The sequence below is a fragment of the Maricaulis sp. ABE4_448 genome, assembly GCF_056160825.1.
The window spans coordinates 403224-415273 of the sequence record NZ_JBSWXX010000001.1 but is presented as its reverse complement, the minus strand read 5'-3'; the positions used below and the strand labels follow the sequence as shown (position 1 = coordinate 415273).

At 64.9% G+C, this 12050-nt stretch carries 11 protein-coding genes; 1 reads left to right on the top strand and 10 read right to left on the bottom strand.

Features of this window, described 5'->3' with window-relative positions; all coding sequences use genetic code 11:
• Nucleotides 1–11: 11 nt before the first annotated feature.
• From ACXAJV_RS02105 to ACXAJV_RS02065, 9 genes are all read right to left on the bottom strand, one after another.
• Nucleotides 12–1427, bottom strand: coding sequence for a peptidoglycan-binding protein (locus ACXAJV_RS02105; RefSeq protein WP_475081389.1), 1416 nt, complete (start codon nucleotides 1425–1427; stop codon nucleotides 12–14).
• 201 nt (nucleotides 1428–1628) lie between these two features.
• Nucleotides 1629–4028 (bottom strand): phenylalanine--tRNA ligase subunit beta, encoded by a 2400-nt coding sequence (gene pheT / locus ACXAJV_RS02100; RefSeq protein ID WP_475081386.1) that lies wholly within the window; start codon nucleotides 4026–4028, stop codon nucleotides 1629–1631.
• A gap of 26 nt (nucleotides 4029–4054) precedes the next feature.
• Complete coding sequence (locus ACXAJV_RS02095; RefSeq protein ID WP_475081384.1) at nucleotides 4055–4672, bottom strand: hypothetical protein; 618 nt, start codon at nucleotides 4670–4672, stop codon at nucleotides 4055–4057.
• The gene (locus tag ACXAJV_RS02090; protein WP_475081382.1) at nucleotides 4672–5244 is read right to left on the bottom strand and encodes a hypothetical protein; all 573 of its coding nucleotides are present in this window, start codon (nucleotides 5242–5244) and stop codon (nucleotides 4672–4674) included. The genes ACXAJV_RS02095 and ACXAJV_RS02090 overlap by 1 nt, the downstream gene beginning before the upstream one ends.
• A gap of 7 nt (nucleotides 5245–5251) precedes the next feature.
• On the bottom strand, nucleotides 5252–6334 hold the full coding sequence (gene pheS / locus ACXAJV_RS02085) for a phenylalanine--tRNA ligase subunit alpha (RefSeq protein ID WP_475081380.1): 1083 nt from the start codon (nucleotides 6332–6334) through the stop codon (nucleotides 5252–5254).
• A 289-nt stretch (nucleotides 6335–6623) separates the two neighbouring features.
• Nucleotides 6624–6980: a 50S ribosomal protein L20 gene (gene rplT, locus ACXAJV_RS02080; RefSeq protein WP_271187543.1), complete on the bottom strand. Its 357-nt coding sequence runs from the start codon at nucleotides 6978–6980 to the stop codon at nucleotides 6624–6626.
• Nucleotides 6981–7009: 29 nt separating this feature from the next.
• Entirely contained in the window at nucleotides 7010–7210 is a 201-nt protein-coding gene (gene rpmI / locus ACXAJV_RS02075; protein WP_291887004.1) for a 50S ribosomal protein L35, read from the bottom strand.
• Between the two features lie 144 nt (nucleotides 7211–7354).
• Nucleotides 7355–7795, bottom strand: a complete 441-nt coding sequence (locus ACXAJV_RS02070) for a MerC domain-containing protein (RefSeq protein WP_475081377.1) — start codon at nucleotides 7793–7795, stop codon at nucleotides 7355–7357.
• Nucleotides 7796–7960: 165 nt separating this feature from the next.
• On the bottom strand, nucleotides 7961–9724 hold the full coding sequence (locus ACXAJV_RS02065) for a hypothetical protein (protein ID WP_475081375.1): 1764 nt from the start codon (nucleotides 9722–9724) through the stop codon (nucleotides 7961–7963).
• Between the two features lie 196 nt (nucleotides 9725–9920).
• Here ACXAJV_RS02065 and ACXAJV_RS02060 point away from each other — a divergent pair, with 196 nt between their 5' ends.
• The gene (locus ACXAJV_RS02060; RefSeq protein ID WP_475081373.1) at nucleotides 9921–11252 is read left to right on the top strand and encodes an MFS transporter; all 1332 of its coding nucleotides are present in this window, start codon (nucleotides 9921–9923) and stop codon (nucleotides 11250–11252) included.
• A gap of 67 nt (nucleotides 11253–11319) precedes the next feature.
• Here the strand turns inward: ACXAJV_RS02060 and infC are convergent, their stop codons facing one another.
• Nucleotides 11320–11940, bottom strand: coding sequence for a translation initiation factor IF-3 (infC, locus tag ACXAJV_RS02055; protein ID WP_475081370.1), 621 nt, complete (start codon nucleotides 11938–11940; stop codon nucleotides 11320–11322).
• Between the last annotated feature and the right edge of the window lie 110 nt (nucleotides 11941–12050).

The following is a 12050-nucleotide window of genomic DNA, read 5'->3' as shown; positions in this document are numbered from 1 at the left end:
CGTGCCCGGCCTCAGCGCCGGGTGCCGCTGCCGCCCTGGGCGGTGCGGGTGCCATCGAGTGCGGCCTGGTAACAGCCGGGCTGGTCGAGTTGCTGGCCGTTGGCACGGCGCATTTCGTCGACCCGCCTCTGCCAGGCCAGATAAAAGCGATCGCCATTGCGCTCGGCCTCGCGCAGCAGCTGGTCGGATATCCGCGACCAGCGCTCGGCGGGCGCTTCGGACCGGCCGGCAAAACGCCGCAGAGCAATCGCCCGGTCATGGCCGAGATCGGCCGCACGGCGCAGATAGCTGTCGGCCCGTTCGGGGCTTTCAACGATGCCGCACAGCCGGTAGCTGCCCTGCACCGTACCGGTGCCGTAGATCAGGGCGAGGTTGAAATTGGCACCGCCATGACCGCGTTCGGCGGCCTCTTCCAGCCATTCCAGCGCCGTATCGATGTTCTGTTCCAGCCCCAGCCCGGTCGCGAACATGATGCCCACCAGGTTCTGGGCGTGGGTGTCGCGTGCGGTCAGCGCGGCATGGCAGGCCAGCGTCACAGTCTGGGCCGGCGTCAGGGCGCCGGTCTGGTCAAATCCCATATCGCCCTGGAAGTCGCGCACCGAACGGCGGGTCATCGGCCCATAGGTGCCGTCGATCACGCCATTGTAATAGCCCAGCGCCGACAGGGCCCGCTGGCGCAGGTCAAGATCGACGATATCGCCGGAATCCTCGGTCTGGCTGAAACCGTAGGCGATACGTTCCAGGCTGCGCTGACTGGTCGGGCAGGAGCGCTCCAGGATAGCGGCCTGCAAGCGGCGGTGGGCAACCAGCGATGCCTGGGCGCCACCAACGGAGGAGCCGACCAGCAAGGCTTCATCCCAGGCTTCCCGGGCGCGCTCGATCTGACCGACGGCCTGATAGGCATCGCCAACACGCAGCCAGCAACGGGCAATGTCGGCGTCCTCGATTTCCGGACCGCGTGCTGAACAGATCTGCCGGCCCGGGCGGAAGCCGAAGCCCGGCCCGCCATAGCGATACCGCGGCGTGCCTGCCACCACCCCGGTGCCCGTCACGCTTGTGGAGAGCGGCAAGCCCGTCGGGCCGGTATCGCCATAGGGATAGGCTGGACTCTCCGCGTAGGGGGTCGACGGGTTGGCCGTGTAGGAAGTGCCGGACGTGTCCGTATAGGCCGGAGGATGAGAGGCAGACGGCGACGTGCTGGACGGCGGGGCGGCTGTCACACGGGTCGGGCCGCTGTAGTAGCGGTCACGGTCTCGATCACGACCGAATGGCCACCAGCTGCGGCCTTCGTCGGAACAGTACTGGGTTGCGCAATAGCCGGCCCGGTAGGCCCGCGAATGGGTAAAGCCGAGAATGGCCACGAGCCCGATGACGACAAGGAGCGTCGCCGCCGACTGGGCCAGCAGGGCCGTCACTCTTTCAAGCATTCGGTCCGCCTCTCCGAGGCCCCCACCGCCTCTGCCGCTAGCAAGATTTCATTAACCATACTAGCGGCTGCAGCGTTCCGCGGCCATACGCCTGAGGCGCGATTTTTGTTTTTTCTGGTCTCGCGGAGCACGAAGACGTCACTTTCCCCTAACGGGGGAAATAACGCCCGGGCACTCCCCTGAGGGGGGAGCTTGAACTGCTCAGCCGCGCAGCATGCCTCCGGACGCCTTCTCGACCTTGGACACGATCGCGGCGGCGACAGCGTCGATCTCCTCGTCGGTCAGCGTCTTCTCGCGCGGCTGCAGGGTGACCTCGAGAGCCAGCGAGACCTGGCCTTCCGGCACACCCTTGCCGTCATAGACGTCGAACATGGTGACGTCGGAGATCAGGGCCTTGTCCGCGCCCTTCGCCGCCCGAATAAGCGTATCGGCGGGCACGTCCTTGCCGACGAGGAAGGCGAAGTCGCGATGCACCGGCAGAAGCTCGGCCCGGTTCAACTGGCCACGGGCCTTGAGGCCGGAAGCCTTCTTGGGCTGCGGGATGTTGTCGAGCACGATCTCGAAGGCCAGCACGCGTCCGTCGATGTCGAGCGCCTTGAGGATGCCGGGATGGATCTCGCCAAATTCAGCGAGCACATTCTTCGGCCCAAGGCGCAGGACGCCGGACCGGCCCGGGTGCCACCACTCCCGCGCCTCGGCCGCGACCTGGAGACTGTCGGCCGGAGCACCGGCAGCAGCCAGCGCGGCCAGCGCATCGGCCTTGGCATCGAACACGTCGGGCATACGGGTCCCGGCCCAGTGACGGCCGGTCTCGACACGCCGCACACCGGTCGCCACGAGACGCTGCCCGTCCGGCTTGTCGGTAAGATAGACCGGCCCCACCTCGAACAGGCGCGGATCGGCCTGCCCGCGATCAGCATTGGCCTGCAGCGCGGTGAGCAAATGGATCAGCGCCGTCGGCCGCATCACATCGAGCTCCGACGAGATCGGGTTTTCCAGTGCCAGCCCCTCGCCATGGCCGCCGAACAGGGCCGCCTGCTTCGTTTCACAGAAGGACCAGGTGACGGTTTCCGAATAGCCGCGGCCTGCCAGCGCCCGGCGAGCATAGCGCGCACGCAGCTGCATCACGGTCGCCGGCGCTTCACGGCGCACGGGCGGGCGCGGCAGGGACACCGCGTCTAGCTTGTCGAAACCGTGAATACGCGCGACCTCTTCAACCAGATCGGCCTTTTGGGTGCAGTCCATGCGCCAGGAAGGCACGCCCACCGCCAGCACATCGCCTTCGCCCTCCGGCACAAAGCCGAGCGCTTCCAGGATGCGCACGATCTCTTCGCGCGACAGGTCGAGCCCGGTCAGGCGCTTCACCTCGGCCAGCGGAAATTCGATATCGGCCGGCGGCGCGGGGGTCTCGCCAACGACGATCGTCTCGGACGCCTCGCCGCCACAGTATTTCAGCACCAGTTCTGTGGCCTGCTCGATACCGGCCTGCGGCGAGGCCGGATCGACGCCGCGCTCGAAACGGTATTTTGCGTCCGAGTCGATGCCCGTCGCCTTGCCGGTCGCGCGGGTCGTCTGCGGATCGAACCAGGCGCTTTCGATGAAGACATCCGTGGTCTCTTCGGACACGCCCGAATAGGTGCCGCCGATGACACCACCGAAGCCCAGGCAATGCGTGTCATCGGCGATGACACACTGGTCTTCGCCCGGCACGTATTCCTTGTTGTCCAGCGCCTCGAACCGGTCGGCCTCGCCCTTGCCGCGACGCGCCCGGATCGGGCCGTCCAGCTTGGCAAGGTCATAGACGTGCAAAGGCCGGCAACGATCGTAGGAGATCATATTGGTGATATCGGCCAGGAAGTTGATCGGACGCAGGCCGATCGCCGTCAGCGCCTTTTTCAACCAGTCCGGGCTCTCGCCATTCTTCACGCCGCGGATCACGCGGCCGGCATAGACCGGACAAACCTCAGGCCAGTCGAGCTCGACCGTCACCGGGCAGGGGAAGTTGCCGGGGATATTGTCGATGTCATGCGTTTTCAGCGTGCCCAGGCCGGTGGCCGCAAGGTCGCGGGCAATGCCGCGCACACCCAGCCAGTCCGGCCGGTTCGGCGTCACTTCGAAATCGATGACCGGGTCGGCCATGCCCAGCGCCACCACGGCCGGCGTGCCGACCTCGAAAGGCTCGGGCAGATCGATGATGCCGTCATGGTCCTCGCCCAGCTCCAGCTCGCGGGCCGAACACATCATGCCATGGCTTTCCACGCCGCGGATCTTGCGCGGCTTCTTGTCCAGCGCGAAGTCGAGCCCCGGAATGTACGCCCCCAGCGGCGCATAGACGGCATACATGCCGGTGCGGGCATTCGGCGCGCCGCAGACGATCTGCTTTTCGCCGTCCTTCGTCGCCACACGGCAGACCCGCAGCTTGTCGGCATCGGGATGCTGCACCGCCTCGATGACATGGCAGATCGAGAAATCCGCGAACTTTTCCAGCGGATTATCGATGTCCTCGATCTCCAGCCCGGCCATGGTCATGGCCTCGGCGATCTCCTCCAGGGAAGCGTCGGTCTCGAGATGGTATTTCAGCCAGGAAAGCGGGAATTTCATTGTCGGCTCCTGCCGTCAAATGCGTTTCAGTTGGTATCGTTTTGCGGGTCGTCGTGCGCTTCGGGGCGGTCAGCGGCGCCCAAGCGCTCGAAGACATCGTAGCGGTCACCGGGCGTACACTCAGGCACGGGCTCTCGCTCCTCATTGACGAAGGTGGAAAGCCAGCACCGGTCAAAGACGGAGCAATAGCAGACCTCAACGCCCCAATGGCTCCACTCCATCAGCAGAGCATTCAGAGCGGCGTCATCCAGATCGCCCCGGCTCCATGAGAACATTGCCGGCTCAACCTCGCTGCCCGGAGCCAGAGCGCGGCCATTAACGCTGGACCAGGAGCGGTCGAAGCCTTCCGGCATGAGTTCGATGAGGCCGGCAAAATCAGTCTGCTCAACGCCGTCACGTACCAAGGTGACCCGCTCGATCATGGCCGGGCCGACACCATGATTGACAATCCGCAAACCCAGATGGCGCGCATCCGGTGTGGACCGGATGAAACCGTCGATCTGCAGCACCGGCACGACCGAGCCATGCTGCTGCGCCCGCATCACCCGCCCCTGGTCCCAGGCAACAAACAGTGCCGCGACGCCCACGAGCATCGCGCCGACCGCCGTCAGCGTCTGGTGGTTATGGGAGAGCCAGCGCCACATCACAGAGCGCTTCCATTCGCTTGCGCCGGGCAGGTGTCGGTATCGGCCGGACGGCTACTATCGCGGTCCAGCGTTACCGTCCAGCACCGGCCATAGACTGAACAGTAACAGATTTCGACTTCCAGAGATGACGCCACCTGGCGGAAACCGTCCACACCAGACCGGGTCTCCGGCAGGTTCTGCCAGAACAGCCGGGCCAGAGTGTAGTCCTCACCCGGTGCCAGTATTTCGCCGAAAACTGCCCCGGTCCACATGCCGGGGCGTGACAAGCCTTCGGGGCGAAACCCGGCAACCTCTTCCCAGTTTTCCAGGTCCTGTCCGTCGATGCGTGCGGAGACGTACTCGACGAGGGCCGGACCGATCCCGTCATTCTCCACACCGAGTTCGATGGTCAGATAATCATCAGTCGTGATGTATTGCGTGCTGATCTGCAGTGCTGGCCAGACATCGGCATGCTGCTGCGCCCGCATCACCCGTGATTGATCCCATGCGACGTAGAGCGCCACCACCGAGACGGTGATTGCCGCGAGGGAACCCAGTGACTGGATGTTGGATTTCAGCCAGCGCCACATGATCGGATCAGCTCAGCCCCGTAGCCAGATTGGCCTGCAGCAGCGGTGTGAAGCCGTAATGGTTCAGCCAGCGCTTGTCGGAATTGAAGAAGTCGCGCAGATCCGGCGCGCCGTATTTCAGCATGGCGAGACGGTCCACACCCATGCCCCAGGCGAAGCCCTGGAACTCGTCCGGGTCCAAACCGCAATTGCGGATCACATTCGGGTGCACCATGCCGCAGCCGAGGATTTCCATCCACTTGTCGCCCGAGCCCACTTTCACCGCATCGCCGACACGCTCATAGCGCACATCCATCTCGGCGCTCGGCTCGGTGAAGGGGAAGTGGTGCGGGCGGAAACGGGCTTCCACCTGGTCGGTCTCGAAGAAGGCCGCGATGAAGTCCAGAAGCGTACCCTTGAGGTGACCCATATTCGCCTCGCGATCGATCACCAGGCCTTCGACCTGGTGGAACATCGGCGTGTGGGTCTGGTCCCAGTCGCAACGATAGACGCGGCCCGGTACGATGATGCGGATCGGCGTCTTGCCCGTCAGCATGGTGCGGATCTGTACCGGCGAGGTGTGGGTGCGCAGCACCTTGCGCTCGCCGTTCTCGTCCGGCTGCATGAAGAAGGTGTCCTGGGTGTCGCGCGCCGGGTGGCCGGGCGGAAAGTTGAGCGCGGTGAAATTGTGGAAGTCGTCCTCGACATCCGGCCCTTCGGCGACCTCGAACCCCATATCGGCGAAGATCACCGCCAGTTCTTCCATCACCTGGGTGATCGGGTGCAGCGAACCCTGCGGTTCCGGGCGCACCGGCAGGGTGATGTCGACCGTCTCCGAAGCCAACGCCGCGTCCAGCGCCTTCGCTTCCAGATCGGCCTTGCGCGCTTCCAGGGCGTCGTTGAGGCGGGTCTTGAGACCGTTGAGCGCCGGCCCCATCACCTGGCGCTCTTCCGGGCTCATCCTGCCCAGCTCGCGCATCATCAGCGAAACCGAGCCCTTCTTGCCCAGGGCAGACACGCGCACGGCGTCCAGCGCCGCCTCGTCGGCCGCGCCATCGATCTGGCTGCGGACCTCGGCTTCCAGCGTGTCGAGATTGGATGTGTCGGTCATGGTGTTCTCAGTCCCTCGCGGTCGAGGTGGGTTTAGCGGCTGGATTATGCAGTGTCGACAGGGAGTGGCGGCACTCGTCTCTCTTGGGCGGCTCCGCCGCGCGCCCCTCACCCTTGATCCCCCTCCCCGGCGGGGGAGAGGGGGAGCGTGACAGGGCTGCCATTGCCTTCTCCCCGACCGGGGAGAAGGTGGGCGGAGCCCGGATGAGGGGCAGCCCGAAGGGCCAAAAGAAAAAGGCCCGCCGGCGGTGCGCTGGCGGGCCTTTTCAATCGGGTCGGTTTGACCGGGTTTAGCCCAGCGCAGCGCGCGCCTGATCGACGAGCGCCTTGAAGGCTTCCGGTTCGCGGATCGCGATGTCGGACAGGACCTTGCGGTCGACTTCGATGCCGGCCTTGTTCAAACCGTTCATGAAGACCGAATAGGTCATGCCGTGCTCGCGGGCACCGGCATTGATGCGCTGGATCCAGAGACCGCGGAAATTGCGCTTTTTGGCACGGCGGTCGCGATAGGCGTACTGGCCAGCCTTTTCCACAGCCTGCACGGCGGCGCGGAAGGTGTTCTTGCGGCGGCCGTAATAGCCCTTGGCCGCTTTGATAACTTTCTTGTGGCGCTTGGCGGTCGCCGGTCCGGACGTAACTCGAGACATGGGTGTGCTCCTAACTCAGCTGCCGCGGCTTACAGGCCGTTCGGGATGTATTTTTTCACGATCCGCGCGTCCTGGGGCGACAGGGTCGTCAGGCCGCGCTTATTGCGGATCTGCTTGTTGGTCCGCTTGATCATGCCGTGGCGCTTGCCGGCCTGACCGGCCTTCACCTTGCCCGTGGCAGTGAGCTTGAAGCGCTTCTTGGCGCCGCTCTTCGTCTTCATCTTCGACATTTTCATCTCCTTTGCAGGACCGCCGGAGCGGTCTTGTGGATGTTGCAGCCAGCGGGCATGTCGAACGGGCCCGTCAGGCTGGAGTTGGAAGCGGGGTCTTATACGCGGAAACGGCGCTATTGCAAGGGCGCAGCTGACTCCGCCTCAGGCGTGCGGCTCGTGCTCGCACAGGCCGCAATCGCGGCGATGGACATGGCCGGCCCGGGCCCGGGCGCGCCAGTTCACCAAGTGGGCGCCGGCCAGCACGGTCACACCGGTCAGGGTCAGCACGGTTTCGGCCAGCGGGCCGAAGACGTGCGAGGCACCGATTGCCATCAGCACGAGGCCGAACAGGCCCGCCGCAAAGATCCGCCAGCCGGCTTCCACCGACTTCATGCCCCAGCCCAGCGCCACCAGCGAGACCGGTGCCGCCAGGGCGAGCATCACGATGTGCCAGTCATGGCTGAGACCGAACAGCGAGCCCAGCTCCGGCGAAAACAGGGGCGCAGCCGAGGCCGCTGCGGGAACAAGCAGGCAATGCAGGATACAGACCACCGAAAGGCTGACGCCCGTCGCGTCGAGGGATCTATGCCTGTTGGCGGTCATTTTCATCGGGCACCTGCGGGTCGGCCATCGCACGATGATATAGTGTAACACCCGCCGCGACGAAAGAGTGAATCCTGCATATCGGATACGCAAGCCACTCATAAGACATGCGAAGGGGCGACCCCGATGAGCCGCCCCTTGGCAATTCAGCTCCCTGATGCGCGGCTAGTCTTCCTGGAAGCCGAGCTCGGAAATACCAAGGCGTGCCGGCTGACTGTCGCCGGACCAGTAGGTGCCGACCCAGATATCATAGACGCCAGCGGCGGGGTCCTCGATATGGATGCCGGGGTTGAGGCTGCCCGCACCGTCATCGTCGCAGATCCAGCGACCTGACGGGTCATTGATCACCAGCGTCGTATCGGCGTCTGACAGGACCGAGATAAAAAGATCCAGCACATCAGGCGCGAACGTCAGTTCGAAGTCAGGCGCTTCCGTAACATGGCCGCGGCAGAACGGGTCCGCCGCCTCGCCCGCATCGACCGGACCGCCGGCGATGAGGTCGACCGTGTAGGGATCGGGCGAGAATCCGCCTTCCAGGCTCACCGAACCGAAATTGGCCTCCAGCGAGAAATCAAGCGAGGAGCTGCCGCCCACGAATTCGTCGCCGAAGCCGAGTTCGGAAATGTGCAGCGTCGCCGGCTCGGCCGCGCCTTCGCTGTAGGTGCCGACCCAGATGTCGTAGCGGCCATCCAGCGGATTGTCGAAACGGATGCCCGGATTGAGGCTGCCCGCGCTGTCGTCGTCACACCACCAGGTCCCGTCCGGCGCATTGACGACGAGGGTCGCATCGCCATCCGATGTGGCGGAGATGTAGAGGTTCAGATTGTCGGCGTCATAGGTGATGTCGAAGTCGGGCGCCGTCGTGGCATAGCCGCGGCAATTCTGTCCCACCGCCTCGTTCACATCGACATCACCGCCGGCCATCAGGTTGACCGTGTAGGGATCGGGCGTGAAGCCGGACACCAGCTCGGCCGAGCCGTAATTGGACGGCAGCGAATAGTCGAGTTCGGCCGGGGTATCGATATTCCCCAGGAAGCCGAGCTCCGACACATAGATCGTCGCCGGCACGTCAGGCCCGCGCGAGAAACGGCCGGCCCAGACGGCATAGCGTCCGGCGGCGGGGGCCTCGATCCGCAGGCCCGGATTGAGATTCTCGGCGGTGTCGTCGTCACACAGCCAGTTGCCGTTCGGGTCCTGAACGAGCAGCGTGGTGTCGCTGTCGGCCTCCATCGACAGATAGAGGTCGAATTCGCTTGAGCCGGTGTAGTTGACCCAGAGGTCCGGCGCGGAATTCACGTGCCCGCGGCACATCGGCGAAGTCCCGCGGTCAGCCCCGATTTCACCACCGGCCGTCACCCGCACCGTGCGCGGATCGTCGGCGAAGCCTGCGCGCAGGTCGAGCGAACCGGATTCCGGCGCCAGATTGGGATTCGGCGCCCGCGAATAGGCATTCGCCGACGAAAAGCCGATCTCGGAAATGTGCAGCATGGCCGGCTCGTAACCGACGCCAGGGCTCAGCGTGCCGACCCAGACCTGGTAGTCCCCGGACTGCGGATTGTCGAAGCGCAGGCCCGGATTGAGGCCGATCCCCTCGCCATCATCATTGCAGTGCCAGCTGCCATCCGGTGCGCGGACCAGGAGGGTCGCGTCGACATCGGACGCGGCCGACACAAAGAGATCATAGCTGCCAGCGTCATAGTCGAAGGCGTAGGACGCCTGCGGCGTGATATAGCCCGAGCAGAAATCGGAAGCATTGCCCGCATAGATCGCACCACCGGCGCGGACGCCGACCGATGCCGGATCGGGCTCGAAGCCCGAGGACAGGCGCACCGAACCATAGGCCGGCGGCAACGCCGGATCCTGGGCCTGGGCCATACCGCTCGCAATCAGCGCCGCGAGCGCCACACCGGCCAGAAGCTTGCTGTTCATGTCATTCCCCCTGTCTGTCGGACTGTTCGACCGTATCCGGCGCAGAGGCCCCTGCGGAGCGGCGCGCGAACACATCCATGAGTTTCAAGTGATTTCATCACAAATCCTAGCCGCTGAATATCGCCTGAACAGGGTAGCCCGCAATCTGCCCGGCATGCGGCATCTTTGCGGCGCGTCCGATGCGGCGGATTGCCCGGTGCCACGAACCCGCTTATCTCTCCCGCGCGTGCTGACACCGTCTCTCGACATCTTCCGCCACCAGCCCTACCGCCACTACTGGGCGATGCGGCAATCGATCTCCGCTGCGCGGCAGATGCAGGCGGTCGCGATCGGCTGGCAGGTCTATGACGTGGCCCGCGAGACCCGCTCGATCGAGGAAAGCGCGCTGATGTTGGGCTTCGTCGGCCTCGCCCAGTTCGCACCGGTTTTCCTGCTCTCGCTCGTCGGCGGGCAGGCAGCCGACCGGCTCGACCGGCGCCTGATACTCATCGTGACGAATGTGGTCCGCGTGATCTGCGCCCTGGCCCTGGCGGCGAGCCCGTTCTTCTCCGGCCCGGTGCAGCTGTGGATCGTGTTCACGGCGGCGATTATTCTGGGCTGCATGCACGCCTTCTCGCCCGCAGCCGCGAGCGCGCTGCTGCCCCGCATCGTGCCGCGGGCCGATCTGCGCCAGGCGATCGCCTGGAACTCGCTGGGCTTCCAGGGCGCGGCAATCGGCGGTCCGGCCGTTGGGGGATTGCTCTACATCGCCGGTCCGGAAGCGGTCTATCTGACCAGCGCCGCCCTGCTGGTCTTCGCCACCCTGGCCATCGCCACCGCCCGCACGCCGGCGCACGAGAAGGTGCACGGCCAGTCCGGCTGGCGCATGGCGGTCGAGGGGCTGCGCTATGTGCGGCACAACAAGGTCGTTCTGGGGGCGATCTCGCTCGACCTCGTCGTCGTGCTGTTCGGCGGCGTAACCGCGCTACTGCCAGTCTTCGCGCGCGACGTGCTGCATACCGACACTGTGGGGCTCGGCCTGTTGCGCACGGCGCCGGCCATCGGTGCCGCCATCATCGCCTTCATGCTGGCCACACGGCCGCTGACCCGGCGCATCGGCGCCTGGATGCTCGGCGCCATCGCCGTCTATGGCGTGGCGATGCTGGGGTTCGCGCTGTCCAAACTCCTGCTCCTGTCGCTGATCGCCCTGGCGATAACCGGCGCAGCCGACATGATCTCGGTCTTTATCCGCCAGTCGATCATCCAGCTGGCAACGCCGACCGCGATGCGCGGGCGCGTCTCTTCGGTGGAGTTCATCTTCATTTCGGCGTCGAACGAGCTGGGCGAATTCGAGTCCGGCGTCGCCGCGCGCTTCCTCGGCCCGGTTGGTGCCGTCCTGCTGGGTGGTGTGATGGCGCTGGTGACGGCTGCCGCCTGGTTCCGCCTCTTCCCGCAACTGGCGAAGACCGACGCGCTGGACGAGGTTGAAGAGGAAGCCGTGCCGGCACCCGCATCGCTCGCGCCCGGCAAAGGCCCGGACACGGCCTAGCCGGCCGCACAAAACAAAACGGCGCCCCGAAGGACGCCGTTTTGCATGTTTGCCAATGTCGTCGCCGTCAGCGCGGCGCCATCACCATGACCATCAGGCGGCCTTCAAGCTTCGGCTCGAATTCGACCTTGGCCACTTCGGCGAAGTCTTCCTTGACGCGGTTCATGATATCCATGCCGCGATCCTGGTGGGCCATCTCGCGGCCACGGAAGCGCAGCGTGACCTTCACCTTGTCGCCAGCCTCGAAGAAGCGGTGCATCGCCTTGGTTTTCACCTGATAGTCGTGCACATCGATGTTCGGACGCATCTTGATCTCTTTGATCTCGACGATCTTCTGCTTCTTCTTCGCCTCGGCCTTTTTCTTCTGTTCCTGGTATTTCAGCTTGCCGTAGTCGACGATCTTGCAAACGGGCGGATCGGCATTGGGAGACACCTCGACAAGGTCGAGTCCCGCTTCCTCAGCGGCTTCCAGAGCAGCTTCAACAGGCATGATGCCCTGTTTTTCGCCGTGTTCGTCGATCAAGAGAACCCGCGGAACGCGGATATCCCTGTTGGTGCGCGGCCCTTCCTTTTTGGGCGGTTGCGCGGCGTGCGGTCTACGGGCTATGGCCTCTTCTCCCTTGTGGCCCACGTACTGAAACTTAGTAATCTCCCGGCGGCAGGACCGGATCAAGCCCAAAGTGGGCATAACAGGCGCCTGTCCGGACGGGAGCGGCGCACTATGGTCAAATGATCACATTTGGCAAGCACGGCGCACTGTCGGAAACCCCGGCGAGCCGGGAAAGTTCCCGAAATGGC

What these genes read in the sequence shown, in the direction of transcription:
- ACXAJV_RS02105 (WP_475081389.1), bottom strand. Translation starts at nt 1,427, where the DNA reads ATGCTTGAAAGAGTGACGGCCCTGCTGGCCCAGTCGGCGGCGACGCTC.
- pheT (WP_475081386.1), bottom strand. Translation starts at nt 4,028, where the DNA reads ATGAAATTCCCGCTTTCCTGGCTGAAATACCATCTCGAGACCGACGCT.
- ACXAJV_RS02095 (WP_475081384.1), bottom strand. Translation starts at nt 4,672, where the DNA reads ATGTGGCGCTGGCTCTCCCATAACCACCAGACGCTGACGGCGGTCGGC.
- ACXAJV_RS02090 (WP_475081382.1), bottom strand. Translation starts at nt 5,244, where the DNA reads ATGTGGCGCTGGCTGAAATCCAACATCCAGTCACTGGGTTCCCTCGCG.
- pheS (WP_475081380.1), bottom strand. Translation starts at nt 6,334, where the DNA reads ATGACCGACACATCCAATCTCGACACGCTGGAAGCCGAGGTCCGCAGC.
- rplT (WP_271187543.1), bottom strand. Translation starts at nt 6,980, where the DNA reads ATGTCTCGAGTTACGTCCGGACCGGCGACCGCCAAGCGCCACAAGAAA.
- rpmI (WP_291887004.1), bottom strand. Translation starts at nt 7,210, where the DNA reads ATGTCGAAGATGAAGACGAAGAGCGGCGCCAAGAAGCGCTTCAAGCTC.
- ACXAJV_RS02070 (WP_475081377.1), bottom strand. Translation starts at nt 7,795, where the DNA reads ATGACCGCCAACAGGCATAGATCCCTCGACGCGACGGGCGTCAGCCTT.
- ACXAJV_RS02065 (WP_475081375.1), bottom strand. Translation starts at nt 9,724, where the DNA reads ATGAACAGCAAGCTTCTGGCCGGTGTGGCGCTCGCGGCGCTGATTGCG.
- infC (WP_475081370.1), bottom strand. Translation starts at nt 11,940, where the DNA reads ATGCCCACTTTGGGCTTGATCCGGTCCTGCCGCCGGGAGATTACTAAG.